This is a genomic window from Nocardia sp. NPDC051990, assembly GCF_040680755.1.
Taxonomy (GTDB): Bacteria; Actinomycetota; Actinomycetes; order Mycobacteriales; family Mycobacteriaceae; genus Nocardia.
Window position 1 is genome coordinate 324632 of the sequence record NZ_JBFAXH010000005.1, and the last position, 20162, is coordinate 344793.

The 20162-nt window shown below is 66.1% G+C and carries 19 protein-coding genes, 2 tRNA genes and 1 pseudogene; 17 read left to right on the top strand and 5 right to left on the bottom strand.

Annotated features, from left to right (window positions below):
- Positions 1-28 precede the first annotated feature (28 nt).
- The 6 genes from AB0L63_RS13260 to AB0L63_RS13285 all read left to right on the top strand — a co-directional run bounded on the left by AB0L63_RS13260 (position 29) and on the right by AB0L63_RS13285 (position 5967).
- Positions 29-472, top strand: a complete 444-nt coding sequence (locus AB0L63_RS13260) for a hypothetical protein (protein WP_364499214.1) — start codon at positions 29-31, stop codon at positions 470-472.
- Between the two features lie 276 nt (positions 473-748).
- On the top strand, positions 749-1201 hold the full coding sequence (locus AB0L63_RS13265; protein WP_364499039.1) for an NAD(P)H-dependent oxidoreductase: 453 nt from the start codon (positions 749-751) through the stop codon (positions 1199-1201).
- A 118-nt stretch (positions 1202-1319) separates the two neighbouring features.
- Positions 1320-2003 (top strand): response regulator transcription factor, encoded by a 684-nt coding sequence (locus tag AB0L63_RS13270; protein ID WP_364499217.1) that lies wholly within the window; start codon positions 1320-1322, stop codon positions 2001-2003.
- A 118-nt stretch (positions 2004-2121) separates the two neighbouring features.
- Positions 2122-3417, top strand: a complete 1296-nt coding sequence (locus tag AB0L63_RS13275; protein ID WP_364499042.1) for an ATP-binding protein — start codon at positions 2122-2124, stop codon at positions 3415-3417.
- Positions 3407-4420 (top strand): hypothetical protein, encoded by a 1014-nt coding sequence (locus AB0L63_RS13280; RefSeq protein ID WP_364499045.1) that lies wholly within the window; start codon positions 3407-3409, stop codon positions 4418-4420. The genes AB0L63_RS13275 and AB0L63_RS13280 overlap by 11 nt, the downstream gene beginning before the upstream one ends.
- A gap of 347 nt (positions 4421-4767) precedes the next feature.
- Positions 4768-5967 carry a crosslink repair DNA glycosylase YcaQ family protein gene (locus tag AB0L63_RS13285; RefSeq protein WP_364499220.1) on the top strand — a complete coding sequence of 400 codons (1200 nt, stop codon included), beginning with the start codon at positions 4768-4770 and terminating at the stop codon, positions 5965-5967.
- 53 nt (positions 5968-6020) lie between these two features.
- On the opposite strand, the gene AB0L63_RS13290 is transcribed toward AB0L63_RS13285, so the two are convergent.
- Positions 6021-6470, bottom strand: a complete 450-nt coding sequence (locus AB0L63_RS13290) for a toxin-antitoxin system HicB family antitoxin (protein WP_364499048.1) — start codon at positions 6468-6470, stop codon at positions 6021-6023.
- Between the two features lie 208 nt (positions 6471-6678).
- Between AB0L63_RS13290 and dapA the strand changes: the two genes are divergently transcribed.
- The 5 genes from dapA (at position 6679) to AB0L63_RS13315 (ending at position 13553) form a co-directional block, all read left to right on the top strand.
- Positions 6679-7602 carry a 4-hydroxy-tetrahydrodipicolinate synthase gene (dapA, locus tag AB0L63_RS13295; RefSeq protein ID WP_364499051.1) on the top strand — a complete coding sequence of 308 codons (924 nt, stop codon included), beginning with the start codon at positions 6679-6681 and terminating at the stop codon, positions 7600-7602.
- Positions 7603-7669: 67 nt separating this feature from the next.
- Positions 7670-9658, top strand: coding sequence for a ribonuclease J (locus tag AB0L63_RS13300; RefSeq protein ID WP_364499054.1), 1989 nt, complete (start codon positions 7670-7672; stop codon positions 9656-9658).
- Positions 9659-9898: 240 nt separating this feature from the next.
- Positions 9899-10525, top strand: coding sequence for a TIGR03085 family metal-binding protein (locus AB0L63_RS13305; protein ID WP_364499057.1), 627 nt, complete (start codon positions 9899-9901; stop codon positions 10523-10525).
- Between the two features lie 226 nt (positions 10526-10751).
- Positions 10752-13337, top strand: coding sequence for a DNA translocase FtsK (locus AB0L63_RS13310; protein WP_364499060.1), 2586 nt, complete (start codon positions 10752-10754; stop codon positions 13335-13337).
- Between the two features lie 69 nt (positions 13338-13406).
- Complete coding sequence (locus AB0L63_RS13315; protein WP_364499223.1) at positions 13407-13553, top strand: carbamoyltransferase N-terminal domain-containing protein; 147 nt, start codon at positions 13407-13409, stop codon at positions 13551-13553.
- On the opposite strand, the gene AB0L63_RS13320 is transcribed toward AB0L63_RS13315, so the two are convergent.
- Together AB0L63_RS13320 and AB0L63_RS13325 are read right to left on the bottom strand one after the other, a co-directional pair.
- Positions 13510-13586 (bottom strand) — tRNA-Leu (locus AB0L63_RS13320). The genes AB0L63_RS13315 and AB0L63_RS13320 overlap by 44 nt on opposite strands.
- Positions 13587-13786: 200 nt before the next feature.
- A tRNA-Trp gene (locus AB0L63_RS13325) sits at positions 13787-13860 on the bottom strand.
- A gap of 567 nt (positions 13861-14427) precedes the next feature.
- On the opposite strand from AB0L63_RS13325, the pseudogene AB0L63_RS13330 reads away from it, so the two are divergent.
- A pseudogene (locus AB0L63_RS13330) lies at positions 14428-14781 on the top strand (TerC family protein); the annotation flags it as partial.
- Between the two features lie 299 nt (positions 14782-15080).
- On the opposite strand, the gene AB0L63_RS13335 reads toward AB0L63_RS13330, so the two are convergent.
- Positions 15081-15365, bottom strand: a complete 285-nt coding sequence (locus tag AB0L63_RS13335) for a YciI family protein (protein ID WP_364499063.1) — start codon at positions 15363-15365, stop codon at positions 15081-15083.
- A 16-nt stretch (positions 15366-15381) separates the two neighbouring features.
- Positions 15382-15864 (bottom strand): amino-acid N-acetyltransferase, encoded by a 483-nt coding sequence (locus AB0L63_RS13340; RefSeq protein WP_364499065.1) that lies wholly within the window; start codon positions 15862-15864, stop codon positions 15382-15384.
- A gap of 317 nt (positions 15865-16181) precedes the next feature.
- On the opposite strand from AB0L63_RS13340, the gene pgsA reads away from it, so the two are divergent.
- The 5 genes from pgsA to AB0L63_RS13365 all read left to right on the top strand — a co-directional run bounded on the left by pgsA (position 16182) and on the right by AB0L63_RS13365 (position 20012).
- The gene (pgsA, locus tag AB0L63_RS13345) at positions 16182-16838 is read left to right on the top strand and encodes a CDP-diacylglycerol--glycerol-3-phosphate 3-phosphatidyltransferase (protein ID WP_364499068.1); all 657 of its coding nucleotides are present in this window, start codon (positions 16182-16184) and stop codon (positions 16836-16838) included.
- Entirely contained in the window at positions 16835-17329 is a 495-nt protein-coding gene (locus AB0L63_RS13350) for a CinA family protein (protein WP_364499072.1), read from the top strand. The genes pgsA and AB0L63_RS13350 overlap by 4 nt, the downstream gene beginning before the upstream one ends.
- A 167-nt stretch (positions 17330-17496) precedes the next feature.
- Positions 17497-17934, top strand: a complete 438-nt coding sequence (locus tag AB0L63_RS13355) for a helix-turn-helix transcriptional regulator (RefSeq protein WP_364499075.1) — start codon at positions 17497-17499, stop codon at positions 17932-17934.
- Between the two features lie 202 nt (positions 17935-18136).
- A complete protein-coding gene (locus AB0L63_RS13360; RefSeq protein WP_364499078.1) occupies positions 18137-18973 on the top strand; it encodes a PspA/IM30 family protein in 837 nt (278 codons plus the stop codon).
- Between the two features lie 148 nt (positions 18974-19121).
- Positions 19122-20012 carry a hypothetical protein gene (locus tag AB0L63_RS13365; RefSeq protein WP_364499081.1) on the top strand — a complete coding sequence of 297 codons (891 nt, stop codon included), beginning with the start codon at positions 19122-19124 and terminating at the stop codon, positions 20010-20012.
- The last annotated feature ends 150 nt before the right edge of the window (positions 20013-20162 follow it).

Below are 20162 nucleotides of genomic sequence, written 5' to 3' on the forward strand. Positions count from 1 at the left end.
CAGCGACGTCCGCAAGGTCGTCGCGTTCATCGCGGCCCTGGTCGTCGTGCTCGGCTTCTACTTCGTGCTGCTCGGCCGCATCGCGGTCAGCCTCATCGGCTCCGGCGACCTTGCCGCCGTCGTCATCGGCATCGGCGTGCTGATCCTGCCGCTACTCGGTGTCTGGATTGTCGTCGCCACCGTCCGCGCCGCCTTGGCCCACCAGCACCTGGCCCGCCGCATCCACGACGAGGGCCTCGAACTCGACACCTCGAACCTCCCGCGCCGCGCCTCCGGCCGCATCGAACGCACCGCCGCCGACGAACTGTTCAACCAGGTCAAACAGGAATGGGAGGCCGACCCCGACAACTGGCGCGTCTCCTACCGGCTCGCCCGCGCCTACGACTACGCCGGGGACCGCACCCGCGCGCGCGAAACCATGCGCCGCGCAGTAGCCCTGGAAAAACTGGATCGCACTCCCCACGAACCCTGACCTGAAAAGACCCCCAAAACAGATCAGTCCCCGGTAGTCTCCATCGAAATCATGAGTTTCAGTCGTCGCTGACAGCTCCGATATTCGACTGGCTTGCCGGGGGCCTGGCCAGATCCTTGAAAGTGTCTCCTATGTCTTTGGACGTCTCCTCCGACCTTTCGGCACTTTCCGGTCTTCTGGTGTGAATATCTATTTTCCTCCTATTTTGTCGCCAGTCAAGAGCCGGGCACCCTTAGATCTCACTTCGAGTTCGAAGGCGGCAGTACGCTGCTGCATGTGCCTCGGCTGCTGATCATTCATCACACTCCGTCACCGCATATGCAGGCGATGTTCGAGGCGGTTGTCTCCGGGGCGACGGATCCGGAGATCGAAGGGGTGGAGGTCGAGCGCAGGGCCGCCCTCGCGGTCACCGCGAGCGATGTGCTGGCCGCCGACGGTTATCTGCTCGGTAGCCCCGCGAATCTCGGCTATATGTCCGGCGCGCTCAAGCATGCGTTCGACACGTTCTACTACCCGTGCCTCGACTCGACGCGCGGTCGGCCGTTCGGCTTCTATCTACATGGCAATGAGGGCACCGAGGGAGCCGAGCGCGGCGTGCGCAGTGTGACCACCGGGCTCGGCTGGGAGCAGGTCGCCGCGCCGGTCATCGTGATGGGAGCGCCGGGTAGAGAAGAGATCCAGCAGTGCTGGGAACTCGGTGCGACCGTCGCCGCGCAGCTCATGGGGTAACGCACGTCCCCCGAATTTTGGTGGCTGACTGGTGTCCGGCGAATCCGGGCATACTACGAGGTGACCTTGTAGCGGCAGGGAAGTGGACGAGTTTGCTCGGGAACGGAGTGTCGAGGCGATGTGGGCCGAAGGGGGCGAAACAGCACCGCGCCGGATCGGGCTGGTCGAAGATCACGAATCGGTGGCGATCGGGCTTGCTGCGATGCTGGCGCCGGAATCCGATCTCGATCTGGTGCTGACGGCGGGGACCGTACCGGAACTGCTCGGGGCGGCGGCGAATAGCGCCCCGCTGGATTTGGTCGTTCTCGATCTGCGACTGGCCGACGGATCCTCGCCCGAAGATAATGTGCGCGCGCTGCGCAACCGCGGCGTCGAGGTGCTCGTATTCACCGGCGCGGATAACGCATTCCTGGTGCGCGCCGCGGCCAAGGCCGGTGTGCTCGGGGTCGTGCGCAAATCCGAGGATGTGCCGACGGTGGTCGCGGCGGTGCGCCGCGCCGCCTCCGGTGAGCAGGTGGTGACCACCGACTGGGCAGCCGCCATCGATGGCGATCCGCAACTGTCCAATGTGGGTCTGAGCCCGCGCCAGGAAGAGGTGCTCACCCTTTACGCCTCCGGTGAGAAGGCCTCCCGCGTCGCGCGGCTGACCGGTCTGTCCGAACAGACCGTCAACGACTATCTCGGGCGCATCCGGCAGAAGTACGCCGATGCGGGTCGTCCGGCCCCCACTAAAACCGACCTCTACAAGCGGGCGGTAGAGGACGGATGGCTACCGGTTCCCGAGCGGCATCCGCGACCATGAACGCAGCCGCATTCGCGGGCACATCGGAGCCCGACGGGAGGTCCAAGGGGCGAAGCCCCGCGGCTCGGATCCTGTGGGGGTCTTCCCTGCAGGATCCGAGCGCCAGCGAGGCGCTGGTATGATCGCGTCCAGCGCGCTGGACACCTCTACAACCACCGCGGGCTCCGCCGCGCTCGACCCGTTCCGGGCGAGTCGGTGGCGTCGTGGGCGGACCACGGTGTCCAGGGAGAAGATTGTCGAGGCGGCCTCGGATCGCATTCTGCGCCGCATGGGTCTGGCCGTCGGTATCGCCGGTATGATCGTCGCGATCGTCGAACTGCCCGACATTGCCGACCAGTCCGAATTCGTCTCCGCCCCGTGGGCGAGCCTGGTGGTCGGCGTGGCGCTCGGCTGGTTCCCGGTGCTCGCGGTTGTCTCGTTCACCATGGGCCGCAGGGCGATTCGCGTGGTGGCCGGTGTGGCCGCGGTGAGTTATCTCGCGGCGCTTGCGACGGTTCCGTTCATCTACGCCGTGCCGTTGATCGACATCACCTCGGTGTGGATGTATCGGGTGCTCGCGCTCGGTGTGTTGGCGGCGGTATTGGCCTGGCGTCCGGCGCTCGCCACCGCCTATCTCCTGGTCGCCGCGGCAACCGCGGCCCTGGCGAACCGGTATGTGGTGCCCGATGCGACGGTCCTGTCCCTGATCGGCGACTTCGCCCGGGCCGCCGGGCTGTGCGCACTGTTCCTGTGGTGCTGCATCTTCGCGCTCGCGGCGGCCGCGCGGGTGGACCGGGAATCGGTGATCGCGAGCCGCCGCGCGGCCTCCGTTGCCGGTGCCGCGGCACGGGATCGCGAGCGCGCCCGCTTCGCCGCATTGATCCATGACGCGGTGCTGTCGACCCTGCTCGACGCCTCGCGGGCGGGTGCCGAATCGCCGGTGCTGCGTAGTCAGGCCGAACGCACACTGGAACAACTAGACGAATGTCGCGGCACCAATACCGAACCCGACCTGCTGGACGCGCAATCGGCGATCGGCTTCCTGCGCTCGGCGGTGTACGAGGTGAATCCGGGCATCCGGTTCACCGCGCGCCGCTGGGCCGGACTCGATGACCTGCGCCTGCCGGTGCAGGCGGCGGGCACCATCGCCGCCGCGCTGGCCGAGGCGGCGCGAAACAGTCTGCGCCACGCCACCGTTGCGGGTCGTACCGTGCAGCGCACCGTCACTGTGACCATCAGTGCGGGCGGTATCCGCGTCGTATTCCGTGATGACGGCGCGGGATTCGATCTGGACCGGGTGCCCGCCGACCGGCTCGGCGTTTCGGTGAGCATCCTCGGCCGGATGCGTCAGTTGGCCGGTGGCGCCGGTTTCGTGGAATCCCAACCGGGGGAGGGGACCACGGTGACCCTGGTCTGGGGCGGCGATGGTTGCTAACGATAACGAATTCGGCCTGCGCGATCTGCTCGGCCTGCGGGACCGATCGGCCTGGCTTTTCCTGGTCATCTTCGAGGCCACAATCCTGCTGTACATGGTGCGCAATTTCGCCGAATCGCCGGTGATCCTGGCCGTGATCGCGCTGGCGCTGGTGGCCGGTGCCGGCGTGCTGGTCCTGGTGATTCCGGTCGATCCGCTGCCATTGCCCGCCGCTATCGCAGTGGCCGCGGCCGGCCCGATCGCGGCGGCCTTGACCGCCGTGGATATCGACCACGGCATGTCCAAGCAGGTGTGGACCGCATTCGCCTCGTCCTATGTACTCGCGGTACTGGTGGTGCGCGGTCGTCTGGGTGCGGCGTGGTGCGGTGTCGCGGGCATCGCGGCGGTGATCGCGGTGGTCAGCGCGACGAACGGACTGCGGGTGGTGGTCGGATCCATCGTGCCGATCGCCACGGTGGCCGGAGTCTCGATCGGTGCGGCGGTCATGCGGCCCATGCAGCGCTCGTTGCGGCTGCTGCGCGAGGAGGCGACCATGCGCGCCGCCGCCGAGGCGACCATGGCCGCGCAGAACGGCGAGCGGGATCGACAGCTGGCCCGGCTCGACAAGGTGGCCCGGCCGATTCTGGAACGCATTGCCGAAGGCGCCGAACTCACCGCGGCCGAACGCGAAGAGTGCCGGCTGCTGGAGGCCGAACTCCGGGACGGCCTGCGCGCACCGCAATTGGTGACCGACGAGTTGAGCAGCGCCGCCCGCGGCGCGCGTTCGCGTGGGGTCGAGGTAGTGCTGCTCGACGACGGCGGATTCGCTGGGGTGCCGAAATGGGTGCGCCAGCAGGTGATCGAATCGGCGACCCGGGAATTGGATGCGGCCAATGCCGGTTCGGTGACGGTGCGGGTATTGCCGATGGGCCGACGGGTGCTGGCGACAGTTCTCGCGAACGCACCCGATCGGGATCGGCGGACCGAGATCGACACTGCGGGTGAGGTCTCGGTCTCGACGTAATCGGTCGTACCGATGCGGGCGAGTCGGCAGATACGCGCCCGCGGTCAGCCGTTGTCAGCCGACGATCCCCGCCATGCACCTGATCGACTGCGGGGTAGATGCCGCACAGCCACCTGCCCGGTATTGCCCAGATCTTCTGGTCGGCTCCATGTCCGTTCGGCGTCTCTCTGCCACTCCGGGCGACGTATTGCTGTGTCGCATGTTTCGTCTACCGCCGCAGGAGGTGCATTCCCAGCGGACTTGGTTTTCGGCCGCCGGGTCGGATGCAGAGTAGCCCTCATGCCCGCTCGTGCAGGCTATTGCGTCTGTCTCCGAAACTGTCGTACCTCCATGGCATTGTCGTGATCATGCAGACGATGAGTGCGGCAGCGGCGCGTCGGACGGCGCTGGCCGCGCAGGGCTTCGGGCGGCGTAAACCGGCCACGCCCACCCGGCGGACAGTCCTCGATGTGCTCGGCAGAACCCAACTGCTGCAACTGGATTCGGTATCGGCGGTGGTGCGGGCGCACTACGCGCCGGTCTTCAGCCGGATCGGCGGTTACGATCGGGCGCTGCTGGACGAGGCAGTCTGGAGCAATGGTGTGCGCCGTCCGCGGCGGCTGGTCGAGTACTGGGCGCACGAGGCCGCGCTGATTCCGGTCGAGGATTGGCCGCTCATGCGCTGGCGGATGCGGAAATACGAACACGGACGGTGGAACGCCATGCGCCGGGTGACCGAACGCAATCCCACCCTCGGCAAGGACATTCTCGACGTCATCACCGAGGTTGGCGCCACCACCGCCGGTGAGGTCGAACGCCACCTCGAACTGGACAAGCCGCGCCCTAAAGGCTCGTGGTGGAATCTCAGCGATACCAAAATGGTCTGCGAGGCGCTCTTCGCCGCCGGTGCGCTCTCGGTCGACAAGCGGGTCGGGTTCACTCGTCACTACGACCTGGCCGAGCGCGTGCTTCCGCCGGAGATCTTGGCGCGCAACGTATCCGAGGCCGAAGCCGTGCGGGAATTGGTGCTGCGCGCGGGCACCGCGCTCGGCATCGCGACCGAGACCGACCTGCGCGACTACTACCGTCTGCACCGCTCCCAAACCGAACCTGCCATCGCGGAGCTGGTCGATGCCGGGGAGCTGGAACCGGCCGAGGTGGCGGGCTGGGGTAAACCCGCCTATCTGCGCTCCGGTGCCGCGACGCCACGCCGGATCGAGGGTGCGGCCCTGCTGTGCCCCTTCGATCCGCTCATCTTCTTCCGGACGCGCACCGAGCGGATCTTCGACTTCCACTATCGGATCGAGATCTATACGCCGGAACCCAAACGGGTGCACGGGTATTACGTGTTTCCGTTTCTCCTGAACGGAGCATTGGTGGGACGTGTCGACCTGCGTGCCGAGCGCGCATCGGGCAGGCTGCTGGTGCCCGGTGCGTTCGCCGAGCCGGGCCACCGCACATCGGAAACCGCTGCGGCACTGTCCGATGCCCTCCGTGAGATGGCGGATTGGCTGGAGTTGGACGAGGTGGTGATCGGCGCACGTGGTGATCTCGCGCCGCTACTGTGAACTTCTCGCTAACTTCTGGCGGTGTCCTCGTCGGGGCGCTGGGTCGGATCTCTTCAAACGTCGCGCTTGGGGCCGCCGTACCCACGCATCTGGTCGCGCAGTGCGCCGCTGACGGCACTCGAGAGCCAGGAGTTCAAGGAGACTCCGCTGGCGGCAGCGGCTTCCTCGGCCTTGGCCTTCAACTGCTCGACCATCCGCAGGGTGACCCGGCTGATATCGCCGGTCATCTCCTCGATTGTCGGATGCTCGCTGTCTGTCGCCGGGTTCTTGCGGACGTCAACGGTTGCATCGGTGCCGTCTACCGAGACGTGAACTGTGCGGTCGCTGAGCTCCGCGCTGACCTCTGCGGCGAGGTCCGATAGCGCCGCGAGCAGCGCCAAGCGCGCCGAACTCTCCGTCGCTGCGGCCAGGGCAGCGGCGGTGGCCTGGGTCTTTTCATCACCGAGTGCGGCGGCTGCGATCAGGTCCTCGCGCAGCCGGGCGGTGTATTTGTTCAAATCCATGACATCAGTGTGACGCCATTTGTAGCGTCATTCAAGGATGGATTTGACATCATGGCCGGGGGCTGGGAGGTGAATCACTCGCCGTGGCAGGCCGTTCGGCGATGATGGTGTCGAGGCTGTTCCCGGGAGCGGGTAGCCTTTCTGACCATGACGAACGGTGAATCGACGCCTACACCGCGGTGTGAGCCTCAGGCCCGGAGGCGGCAGCATGCGTAACGACGGAGGGTCGGCGAGCGCCGCGAATCCGACACAGCTGCGCGCGTCCGGCACTGTAGGAGTCGCGATGGTGACCCCCTTCGGTGTCGACGGCAAGCTCAATGTCGATGCCGGGGTCGCGCTCGCAGCCCGGCTGGTCGACCGCGGCGTCGATTTGCTGGCGATTTCCGGTACCACCGGGGAATCGCCGACCACCACCGAATCGGAGAAGGCGGACCTGCTGCGCGCCGTCGTCGATGCCGTCGGCGCGCGCGCCACCGTGATCGCGGGCGCGGGTACCTATGACACCGCGCATTCGGTCGAACTCGCCCGCAATGCCCAGCGGGCAGGCGCGCACGGCCTGCTCGTGGTGACCCCGTATTACTCCCGGCCCACCCAGGACGGCCTGATCGCGCATTTCACCGCCGTCGCCGACGCCACCGATCTTCCGGTCACCCTGTACGACATTCCGCCGCGCTCGGTGGTCCCCATTGCCAGCGACACCATCCGCAAACTCGCCGAACATCCGCGTATCGTCGCGGTCAAGGATGCCAAGGGCGATCTGAACGCGGGTGCGGATCTCATCGCGAATACCGATCTGGCCTTCTACTCCGGTGACGATGCGCTGAACCTGCCGTGGCTGTCGGTCGGCGCGACCGGATTCATCAGTGTCATCGGACATCTCGTGCCCGAGCGGCTGCGCGCCCTGCTCGATGCCTATACCGCCGGTGACGTGCTGCGCGCCCGCGAGATCAATGCGAGCCTGCTGCCGTTGAACGCCGCGATGTCGCGACTGGGTGGTGTCGCGATGAGCAAGGGCGGGCTGCGTCTGCTCGGTGTGGAAGTCGGCGAACCACGGCTGCCGCAATTGATGCCGACCACCGAACAACTCGATGCCCTCGCCGCCGACCTCCGGCTGACAGGGGTGCTTTCATGAGGAGCAAGCGAATCAGAGTCACCGCACTGTCAGACATGATCGAACCGACCAGTAGCGAGGTGCAGTCATGACCGAAGCAGCAGGCCGTCGCCCCCGCCGGGCCGCGACCAGGGCCGCGGGCGCACCTGAACCCGCCGCCCAGCGTCCGGCCAGCGCCGAAAAGTCTGATCAGGCAGCGCAATCCGACGTCGGCGACCTATTGCGGCCGGATAGCGCATCCAGACAGACCGCGCCGGAGCAGGCCCCGGCGAAAAAGGCCGCCAAGAAGGCCGCGCTGCAGGCCCCGGCCGAGCAGCCCCGCAGACAGGGGCGCGGTCGTCAGCAGGGCGGTCGCGGACGCGGCGAGCAACCCGTGTCGGCCCCGGTCGAGCGGGCAGCGGCCGACCGGCTCGGTGCCCCGCCGAAGCTGCCCAAGAACGGTCTGCGGGTCTTCGCGCTTGGCGGTATCGGCGAAATCGGCCGCAATATGACTGTTTTCGAATACGGCGGCAAACTGCTCATCGTCGACTGCGGCGTGCTGTTTCCGGAGGACCAGCAGCCCGGCGTCGATCTGATCCTGCCCGACTTTCGGCCCATCGAGGGCCGGATGGACGATGTCGAAGCCATCGTGCTCACCCACGGCCACGAGGATCACATCGGCGCGGTGCCGTTCCTGCTGCGGCTGCGTCAGGATATCCCGGTCGTGGGTTCGAAATTCACCCTTGCGCTGGTGGCCGCGAAATGCCGCGAACACCGGCAGCGCCCCAAGCTCGTCGAGGTGATCGAGGGCCAACACACCACGCACGGCCCGTTCGGCTGCGAGTACTTCGCGGTCAACCACTCGATTCCCGATGCCATTGCCGTCGCTATCCGTACGCCTGCCGGCGTCGCGCTGCACACCGGCGATATCAAACTCGATCAGTTGCCCCTGGACGGTCGCCTCACCGACCTGGCCGGCTTCTCCCGCCTCGGTGACGAGGGTGTCGATCTGTTCCTGGTGGACTCCACCAATGCCGAGGTACCGGGGTTCGTCACGCCGGAACGCGAAATCGGCGGCGTACTCGATACGGTGATCGGCAAGGCCAGGAACCGGGTGATCGTCGCCTCGTTCGCCAGCCATGTGCATCGCATCCAGCAGGTGGTCGATGTCGCCCAGAAGTACGGGCGGCGCGTGTGTTTCGTCGGTCGCTCGATGGTGCGCAATATGGAGATCGCGCAGGAACTGGGCTATCTGACGGTGCCCGATGGTGTGGTCGTCGATCTCGATGTCGCCGCGACCCTGCCGGGCGATCGGCTGGTGCTCATCTCGACCGGCTCGCAGGGGGAACCGCTTTCGGCGCTGTCGCGGATGGCGCGCGGTGAACACCGCCAGATCAATATCCGCGCCGACGATCTCGTGGTGCTGGCCTCCTCACTGATTCCCGGCAATGAGAATTCGGTATTCGCGGTGGTGAACGGTCTGGCGCGGCTCGGCGCTACGGTGATCACCCAGCAGAATGCGAAGGTGCACGTCTCCGGACACGCGTCCGCGGGTGAATTGCTGTACCTGTACAACGCGGTGCGTCCCACCAATGCCATGCCGGTACACGGCGAATGGCGGCATCTGCGCGCCAATGCCGCGCTGGCCGTGGCGACCGGTGTGCCGGAGGACCGGGTGGTGCTCGCCGAGGATGGTGTGGTGGTGGACCTGGTCGACGGGATCGCCTCGATCGTGGGTCGCGTGCCGGTCGGGCATGTGTACGTCGACGGACTCTCGGTCGGCGATGTCGGTGAGTCGACGCTCTCGGATCGGCTGGTTCTCGGTGAGGGCGGATTCATCTCGATCACCCTCGCGGTCGACTCGACCACGGGTAAGGCGGTCAGCACACCCGAGGTGAGTGGGCGCGGATTCTCCGATGATCCGACCGCGCTCGTCGATGCCGCGGAACTCGTCGAGATCGAACTCTTGCGACTGGCGGGCGAGGGTGTGAACGACACCCATCGCATCGCACAGAGTGTGCGGCGCGTGGTCGGCCGCTGGGTGGCCGAGACCTACCGCCGCCGCCCGATGATCGTGCCGACGGTCATCGGCGTCTGACACCTACCGGAAACCGCCGGAAGCCGTTGCTATCCGGCGGTTTTCGCATGTTACGGCACTATTGCTGACAGGCCGCCGAGTCCAGCTCTGCGGATATCACAATGCTGCACACGAATTGGTGCGCGATCTGCTGCTGATCGCCACCACGAGTTTCGGGCGATACCGTCCGGTCCGGAGGACGCCCGGTGCGCCTTCGGATTCGGACTGCTGTGCCGACACCGCATCCGGTATGTTCGGCAGATGAGCATGGCGCAACGGGAACGTCGGGCACTGCTGGATACGATGTCCGCGGTGGGGCCGGACGCGCCAACATTGTGCGGTGGCTGGACCGTGCGAGATCTGGCCGCGCACTTGGTAGTTCGCGAACGCCGCCCGGACGCGTCCCCTGGCATCATGCTGAAACCGCTTGCCGGATATCTGGAGTCGGTGCAGGCCAAGGCGGCGCGGCGGCCCTTTCCGGAACTGCTGGCGCAGGTGCGCTCCGGCCCGCCGTGGTGGTCCCCGCTCAAACCGGTCGATTCCGTCGTCAATCTGACCGAAATGTTCGTCCATCACGAGGATGTGCGGCGCGGTGCACCCGGCTGGGAGCCGCGTGAGCTGCCCGCCGCCGATGAGGACAAGCTGTGGTCGACGCTGCGGCGCATGGGCCGGATGGCCTATCGCAAAGCGCCGGTCACCGTCGAACTCGCCACTCCCGACGGCCGCCGCGCGGTGGTGCATACGAAGTCCGGAACGGCGCAGGTGACGTTGACCGGCAAGCCCTCGGAACTGCTGCTGCACGCCTTCGGCCGCGATGAGGTCCGAATCGAAACCGCGGGTGATCCAGCCGATGTGCGGGCTGTTCTCGACGCGGATCGCTCCGTGTAATCGGGGCCCGACACGCCAAGAGTGCGCAATTTCGTGACGACTGATTCGGTTCGTACCTGGGTAGCTCGTCGGGTACGCCCAAAAGCTGCCTAGCTCTTACTTACGGTCCGGTGCGGGAGATCAGTGGCACTTTCGCCCGGCAAAATACGCGGGGAGGCGGGGGAGCGATCTGTGATACGTGTGTGGTTGATGGTCTGGATGGGGCGTTTGCCGCTAGCCTAGGTCCATGGCAGGTAAGTCCCGCAGCTCCACGACCACTCGTGCGCGGGCGGGATCGGCCCGGGGGCGGACCACGGCGGCATCTCGTTCGGCCCAGGCTCGCACCACCGGGCAACGCCGCTCGCCCGCATCGCGTGGCCGCACCACACCGGCGCGCCGCCCAGTCCGGCGCACGTCGAATACCGCGCCGCTCGAGGTGATCAACCGCGGCATCAGCAGCGGCTGGAATATGCTCGCCCGCGGGCTCGGAGCCACCACCCGTGCGGTGAGTCGGGCCGGGGAAATCGAACACGGGCATCGTCGCGACGGCATCGCGCTTGCCCTCATTGCCGTCAGTGCGGTCATCGCGGCCGCGGTATGGCTCTCGGCGGGCGGACCGATCGGGCACTGGGTCGAGGAGGCGATTCGGGCGGTCTCCGGGTCGGCTTCGGCCGGATTGCCGTTCGTGGCCACTGGAATCGCCGTTGTCCTGATGCGGACCGAGGCACGTCCGGAGATCCGGCCGCGGTTGGTACTCGGCGGATTGCTGATCGGATTGCCGGTTCTGGGACTGTGGCATATCGCGGCCGATTCGCCGACCGATGCGCACGGGCGTTCGCGCGCGGCGGGTTTCGTCGGATTGGTGGTCGGCGGACCGCTCACCAATGGGCTTACGGCCTGGCTTTCGGTGCCGATTCTGTTGCTGGCCAGCATTTTCGGTGTGTTGCTTGTTACCGGGACCACCGTGCGCGAGGTGCCGCAGCGGTTGCGCGAGTACTTCGACACCGGCAGCGCTGGCGACGAATACGGTGACTTCGACGGCGAATCCGGATTCGATCCGGCCGACTATGATGCCGACGGATTTCCGCTGCATCGCAAAACCAAGTCCAAGCGGCGCGGTCGCACGCCCGAGGAGAACTATCCGCCCGACGAATTCGGCGGCTCCGACGCGGCCACCGAGATCATCGGCCAACCGCCACTGCGCGATGCGAAACCGATTGCGACGGCGGCGCCCGAGGAAAAGCCCAAGCCGAAGAAGCGCGCGCCGATCAAGGTCGAAGACCAGACCCCACCGCCGCCCAAGCAGCTGGAGTTCATCACCGACCGCGAGGTCGAGGGTGATTACACCCTGCCGCCGCTGACGCTGCTCACCGACGGCGATCCGCCCAAGAAGCGCAGTGCCGCCAATGAATCGATGATCGAGGCGATCACCGAGGTGCTGGTGCAGTTCAAGATCGACGCGGCGGTCACCGGTTTCGTACGCGGCCCGACGGTCACCCGCTATGAGGTGGAGCTCGGTCCGGGGGTGAAGGTCGAGAAGATCACCGCGCTGGCCCGCAATATCGCTTATGCCGTTGCCACCGAGAACGTTCGGCTGCTGGCCCCGATTCCGGGTAAGTCCGCCGTCGGTATCGAGGTGCCCAATGCCGATCGCGAACTGGTGCGCCTGGCCGATGTGCTCAAGGCGCCGGCGACCCGAAATGACCACCATCCGTTGGTGATCGGCCTCGGCAAGAATATCGAGGGCGATTTCGTCTCGGCGAATCTCGCGAAAATGCCGCATCTGCTGGTTGCCGGGTCGACCGGTTCCGGTAAGTCGAGCTTCGTGAACTCGATGCTGGTATCGCTGCTGGCGCGCTCGACGCCGGACGAGGTTCGGATGATTCTCATCGATCCCAAGATGGTGGAACTCACGCCGTACGAGGGCATTCCGCACCTCATTACGCCCATCATCACCCAGCCGAAGAAGGCCGCCGCCGCGCTGGCCTGGCTGGTGGAGGAGATGGAACAGCGTTACCAGGACATGCAGGCCAATAAGGTGCGCCACATCGACGATTTCAACAAGAAGGTCAAGTCGGGTGCCATTACCGCGCCGCTGGGCAGCGAACGGGTCTACCGGCCCTATCCGTACATTCTCGCCATCGTCGACGAGCTCGCCGACCTCATGATGACCGCGCCGCGCGATGTCGAGGACGCGATCGTGCGCATCACCCAAAAGGCCCGCGCCGCGGGCATTCACCTGGTGCTCGCGACGCAGCGGCCATCGGTGGATGTGGTTACCGGTCTGATCAAGACCAACGTGCCGTCCCGATTGGCCTTCGCCACGTCGTCACTGACGGATTCGCGGGTCATTCTGGATCAGCCCGGCGCGGAGAAGCTGATCGGTATGGGTGACGGACTGTTCCTGCCGATGGGCGCGAATAAGCCGACCCGGCTGCAGGGCGCCTTCATCTCCGATGAGGAGATCCACGCGGTCGTCGACTTCACCAAGAACCAGGCTGAACCCGAATACCAGGAGGGGGTCACCGCCGCCAAGGCCGGTGAGAAGAAGGATGTCGACCCCGATATCGGCGACGATCTGGATGTCTTCGTGCAGGCTGTGGAACTGGTCGTCACTTCACAATTCGGCTCCACTTCCATGTTGCAGCGCAAATTGCGTGTCGGCTTCGCCAAGGCCGGTCGGCTGATGGATCTGATGGAAACCCGCGGCGTCGTCGGCCCCAGTGAGGGGTCGAAGGCGCGCGATGTGCTCATCAAGCCCGATGAGCTCGAGGGGCTGCTGTGGACGATCCGCGGTGGCCGGGATGCGGAGCCGGAAAGCCCAGAGGCGTGAAAACGCTTCGGCGGCCGATATTCTCACCGATGGTGGGCGGCTGCGGCGTCGGTACCGTGGTCCGGCGTGGTGATCTGCGGAATCAGCATGTCGCACCACGGTGGGGTCGCGGTTATCGAGGACGACCGGCTGATATTCGGCATCGAACCGGAGAAACGCACATCGCGCGGACTGGTTCCCTCGGCGAGATTCGAACTCGCATCAACCGGATTCTAAGTCCGGTGCCTCTGCCAATTGGGCTACGAGGGAGTGTTTTCGGTGCCCGTGGGTCGGATCGAACCACCGACCCTGCGCCGTCGGAGGACACCGCTAGCGACTGCTCGCAGTTCGCTCGAAAGGGTCAGCTCCCTGCGCTGAGCTACCCCGGCTCAAAACCGCTATGCAGCAGGACTATTCAAATCCGGTAATACGAAATGTCTGCAGCCGTATATTCACTGTGAAGTTATCGGCACGGATGGAGGGACTCGAACCTCCAGCCTCACGACTTTGGAGATCGTTGCTCTTCCCGTTGAGCCACATCCGCTGGACAAGAAATAGGGCCGCTCCTGGCGAGTATTTCGCCTGGAGCGGCCCCTTCAGGCCTTCTCGAATCAAGACCTTAGGGGCGGCTCCGGATACTCACCTGGCGTAGCTGGAACATTAATCGCCAGGTCAGGCGCGGCTGTGACATCGACCGTCGGGTGGCGGAACGCAATTGCCAGGCACCGGCGCGGGAGCGTAGCCCCTGGTCTCGGGTGCTGGTCATTGCCTTTGCCTTTCGTGGTTCCGATTACCGCTCGATTACGTTGTAGATAACAACGCTAACACCGAAAGGCGCGATGAGGAACCCATTTATTCCCTACCGGCGAGTTGTCGCTGCGCCTGCAGTGTGTAAGTCAGTGGAAGGCGTTCCGGATGCTCGCGGAGTCGCCACTCGCCATTCGACTGGACGAAACCCACACCGACCGACTGTCGGCTATCCCTACTTCGAAATGCTTGAGCCCACTGTGTCTTCGTCTGGAACGACTTATGTCGAGACCGAGACGGAGCTCGCACAGACCGTGACACATGAGTGGAACCACGGGCTCGGCGACGTAGTCACCGCACTACTCCCGCGATCTACGGTCTGACCGAGCAGCCCTACCTCGTGTTCACCGCGAATGCCTTCGCGCTCATGGGTCTACGACAGCTGTACTTCCTCATCGGCGGCCTGCTGGATCGACTGGTCTACCTGTCCTATGGCCTTTCGGCGATTCTCGCGTTCAGCGGCGTCAAACTGGTGCTGCACGCATTGCACGAGAACACCCTGCCTTTCGTCAACGGTGGTCGACATGTCGAGGTCCCGGAGATTTCCACGCCGATCTCACTGAGCGTGATTGTCGGGATCCTGCTCATCGCGACCGTGGTGAGCCTGATCGAAACCCGCGGCGCGCTCCGGTCCGCCGAGAGCCGGATCGGCGATTAAGACACCCGGTTGTATTCGGGCGCGATCTCGAAGCCGCGCCCGGTCGTGTCATTGCGGCAGAGCAGTGGGCGACCGGCGACCATGGGAATTGCCGGATCGCCCGACTTGTTATCCCACGCGGGCCAGGAACAAACGGCCAGCGTCCGAACCGCAGCTGGCATCGACGCGAAGATCGCGGCGGGTATGCGGGTACGGGGGAGTCTGCGGCTCGACGCTGTGGTTCGACGACACCCGAACCGGTGTGTCGCCGAAAATTCGCTGATCGTCGGGCGGTGACGGGCGGGCTTCTGTCGGATCGGTCAGGAAGCGAATGCGCCCATCACGGGTAGCCACTCCACCGCGCGCACATCGTCGATGAGGTGCTCGCGCGCGAACGGATCCTGCGCCAGCAGTTGCTCAAGGGTCGCCTCGTCCGCGACCTGGAACAGCAGCAGTGCGCCGGAACCGTCCGGGTAGGGGCCGCTGGTCAGCAGCGAACCCGCATCGATCAGGCCGTTGAGCCAGGCCCGATGTTCGGGGCGGAAGCTGTCGCGCCCCTCGACCGTGGCGTCGGAATAGGTGTAATGCACGGCGAAGATTGGCATGATCGATCCGTTCCGGTCAGAGGTTCAGCAGCATTCGAGTATTGCCGAGAGTGTTCGGTTTCACGTAGCTGAGATCGAGGAATTCGGCAACGCCCGGATCGAAGGTTCGGCACATCTCCGCGTACACCTCGGCGGTCACCGGTGTGCCGTCGATCTCCACGAATCCGTGCCTGCCGAAGAAGTCCACCTCGAAGGTGAGCACGAACAGCCGCCCCAGTTCGAGTTCCCTGGCCACCGCGACCAGCCGCTCCACGATCAGCCGCCCTACGCCATGCCCCTTGACATCGGGATGCACCGCGACCGTGCGCACCTCGCCGAGATCGGCCCACAGCACATGTAGCGCGCCGCAGCCGACCACCCGGCCATCGAGTTCGGCCACCCAGAATTCCTGCACCGCCTCGTACAGCGTGACCAGGTTTTTCTCCAGCAGGATCCGACCGGCGTATACATCGACCAGGGCTTTGATCTGGGGCACATCGGAGGTTCGGGCGCGTCGCATGAGGGGTACGGATTTGTGCGCGGCCGCAGCCGCGTCTGGATACGCGTCGCTAGTCGAACCACCAAGTGGTCCCCGAGAGGTCATGGGGTGCACAGTAGTCGGCTCGGTTACCGATACTCTGAACGTGTGTCGCACATCCACCCGCTCCGCTCACCGCATCGCATCGGCGTGCGTCGGAGCCTCGTGGCGGTGGATGGCATAGCCCGCGCGGCCGGGACTGGCGTCGGCGAGACGGAGGCTGTGCGGGAGCGCAGCGAGCGAACCATGTCACAGCCGTGCACGCACGCGCTGGAGCCGAGCGCGAGCGAGGCGGAGGCGTGAACGTGCAGCCCGAAGAGATCGATCGACGTTGGGTCGAGCCGGTGGTCCGCACCGGATTCCCGCCCACCCAGGCCGATCCCGTCGTCCCGCTGATGAATATCGCGAATGTGCTGACCATGCTGCGCATCGCGCTGGTGCCGCTGTTCGTGCTCGCACTGTTCGCGGGCGGCGGTCAGCAGACCGGCTGGCGGATCGCGGCCGCCGCACTGTTCGGCATCGCCGCGATTACCGATCGCTTCGACGGGCAATTGGCGCGCAAATACGGCCTGGTCACCGATTTCGGCAAACTCGCCGATCCGATCGCGGATAAGGCGCTGATCGGTGCGGCGGTGATCGGACTTTCGATGCTGGGCGATCTGGCGTGGTGGATCACCCTGGTGATCTGTGGTCGCGAGATCGGGATCACACTGGTGCGGTTGGTGGTGGTGCGGCGCGGGGTGATTCCGGCCGGACGCGGCGGCAAATTGAAGACGCTGGTGCAGTCCGTCGCGATCGCCGTCCTGCTCTTGCCACTGCACGGCGGATTCGCCACCGCGGGCATGACATTGATGTATGTGGCCGTCGCGCTGACGGTCATCACCGGCCTCGACTATCTGGGGCAGGCGGCGCGGGTGTGGCTCGCGGGAGGTCCGGGTCGGGCGCGCGGCGCATGACCGATCCTTTGACGACCGGAGCGCCCGTCGTCGAGTTGGTGCGTGAACTCGGTGCCGCACGGCAGACCGTGGCGACCGCGGAATCACTGACCGCGGGCCTGCTCGCGGCGACCATCGCCGGGGTGCCGGGCGCCAGTGCGGTGCTGCGTGGTGGGCTGGTCGTCTACGCGACGGAACTCAAGCACAGCCTGGCCGGTGTCAGTGTCGAAGTGCTCGAGACCGAGGGGCCGGTCGCCGCGAGCACCGCCGAGGAGTTGGCCGTCGGTGCGCGGCTGCGCTGCGGTGCGGATTGGGGAATCGGATTGACCGGCGTCGCCGGGCCCGAATCCCAGGGCGGACACGCCGTCGGCACCGTCTTCCTAGGACTGGCCGGGCCCCGGCATACCGAGGTCATGCGGCTGAAACTGGACGGCGACCGGTGGGCGATCCGAATCGGCGCTACGCACAGCGCGGTACGGGAGTTGCGTCGTATCGTGGGAGGCGACCGTTAGGGACTGCTTGCAGGTCGCTCGAAAGGGTCGGCTAGCTGGGTGCTTCGGCGCCGAGTTTGCCACCGTGGGAACCAACCGGCCCCGGTTCGACGTTGTGCCAGAAAGGACGGCGTGCGCAGCGCTGGTAGGCGCCCGCGGACCGGTTACTGGGAGCTAAGGAGAACGACATGACGCTGCTGCGAGAGGCGATCGGGGACAGTCTGCGGCGTGCTCGTCTCGCCCAGAGCCGGACCTTGCGTGAGGTCTCCACCTCGGCGCGTGTGAGCCTGGGATATCTGTCGGAGGTCGAGCGGGGTCGTAAAGAGGCCTCCAGCGAACTGCTCGCCGCCATCTGCGCGGCCCTGGATGTGCCGCTGTCGCGGGTGCTGTGGGATGTGAGCACGATCATGGACGGCGCCGATCGCCTGCCTGCCGACGCGCCCGCCCAGACCGCCGATGCGCCCGAGGCGGAGCGGACCGCCGCGGCAGAGCCCGCCGAGGCCGCGTCGGAGCCCGCGACCGCGACGATGTCGGTGGCCGGCGCCCGCCCGCAGATCGCCGAGGACACCCGGATCGTCATCCCGGCGCCCAACGCCGACATGCTGGTCCTGGTGAAAAGCAACTGATCGACAGACGATAGGTGGCGTCCGCGGCCGACGCTGCGAACCGGTGCCCAATGCGGATAGATTCTGTACTAGGCGTCGGTTGGGCCGGGTTCGCCCGGTCCGGGTGCCACATGGTGGAGGATAGGCACATAGCAGGTGCGTGACGGTCGCGCACCAGAGTCGCGGTAAAGCGCGGCGCATCTTATGGAGGCGGAATCAATCGATGGCTAATCCGTTCGTCAAGGCCTGGAAATATCTGATGGCCCTCTTCGATTCGAAGATCGAGGAGCATGCGGATCCGAAGGTCCAGATTCAGCAGGCTATCGAGGAAGCTCAGCGTCAGCATCAAGCCCTCTCGCAGCAGGCCGCATCGGTCATCGGCAACCAGCGTCAGCTGGAGATGAAGCTCAACCGTCAGCTCGACGATGTCGAGAAGCTCAATGCCAACGCGCGCCAGGCCGTCATACTGGCCGATCAGGCCGCCGCGGCTGGTGATACCGAGAAGGCGATCCAGTACACCAACGCCGCCGAGGCGTTCGCCGCGCAGTTGGTCACCGCCGAGCAGGCCGTCGAGGACCTCAAGGTGCTGCACGACCAGTCGCTGCAGGCAGCCGCGCAGGCCAAGAAGGCGGTCGAGCAGAACGCGATGCTGTTGCAGCAGAAGGTCGCCGAGCGCACCAAGCTGCTCAGCCAGCTGGAGCAGGCCAAGATGCAGGAGCAGGTCTCGGCCTCGCTCCAGCAGATGGATTCAACGCTGTCCGCGCCGGGTGCCACGCCGAGCCTGGACGCGGTGCGCGAGAAGATCGAGCGCCGCTACGCGAATGCGCTGGGTGCCGCCGAACTCGCGGGCAATTCGGTGCAGGGCCGGATGCTCGAGGTGCAGCAGGCCAGCATCCAGATGGCCGGACACAGCAAGCTGGAACAGATCCGCGCTTCGATGCGCGGCGATGCGCTGCCCGCCGGCGGTGCGCCCGCGCCAGCGATCAATCCGGGTGCGGCGCAGGCGAATCCGGCGCAGCCCCAGCCGCAGATGAACAAGGGGCAGACCGCGCAGCAGTAGCGCGTCGTTCGAAGTGAATACATTCGGCGAGGACTGGTTCGGTGGAAGACATGGCACGGGTACCTGGCGGGTCGGCCGTCGATCATGCTCGGGCCCTGCCTGTCCGGCCACGACGGGTCGCGTCGAACGCGAGCCTTGGAGGACAGCGATGAGCCCGCAGGGACCTCGCGAGCAAGGTAAGGGCGGTCGTCGTCGCGGTGCGACGCTGGTGCGCGCACAGGCGGTACTCGCGCCGCCGCCGGGGAGCCTGCCCGACAGTCTGCGCGAGGTGGGCGAGCATGCGCTGGTGGCGGTGCGGCGCTGGGCGGACCCACGCGAGCGGGAACTGCGTAGGCGCCGCCGGGCTCGCCGCCGGAGCTTCCAACTGGGTACCGTCGGCGGTCTCACCACCGCGGGAACCGTTGGGCTGATGATGATTTCGGCACCGGTGTGGGCCCTGGTCGTGGTCGGCGGAGGAGCGGTGGCGCTGGTCACCGGCACCGCGTTGAGTGCCCGCCGCTACCTCCAATTGCGCAGCGCGCCGCTACCGCAGGCTGCCTTCCTGCCGCGCAAGCAGCCACCGCCGTGGTCGTCGGCCCGCGGGCCGATTTCGCGCCTGGTTCGTGCGGAAAAGGCATTACACGCCCTCGGCACGCAGATCGCCCGATCGAATCGGCTGCCCGATGACGAACTCGCCGACATGATCGAAACCGCGAGTTCTGGTGCGGCCGCGCTGCATGCGCTGGCCGTCGATATCACCGCGATGGAACAGGCACTTGGTGCCATGGGGCGCTCGAAATCCAGTGCTGCCGTTGGCCTTACCGAGAATATCCAGTTCGCGCTCGGTCGCCTCGAAAGCGGGGTGGCCGAATACGAACAGGTGATTGCCGCGGCGGGACGGATTCTCGCGGTTCCCGAAAGTGCGGTGCTGCGGCACAATTTCGACACTATCGTCGCCGATCTGCGCGATGCGGCCGATCGCCTGGACGGGTGGGCGCAGGCCCTCGCCGAGGTAGCCGATCAGCACGCACCCATTTCGCCTCCGCCGCAGGGGATTTAATCAGCGAGCGAGTGCTGGATGGCGCCGCGGCGAGGTGCGACGGGAAATGCGTCAGCCGCAGGGCAGCTGGTCACTATGCGCGCTGGTGGAGGCAAACCCTGATAAGGCCCGGCGAACGGGGACTCGATCTGATGATGGTCACCGGCGGGC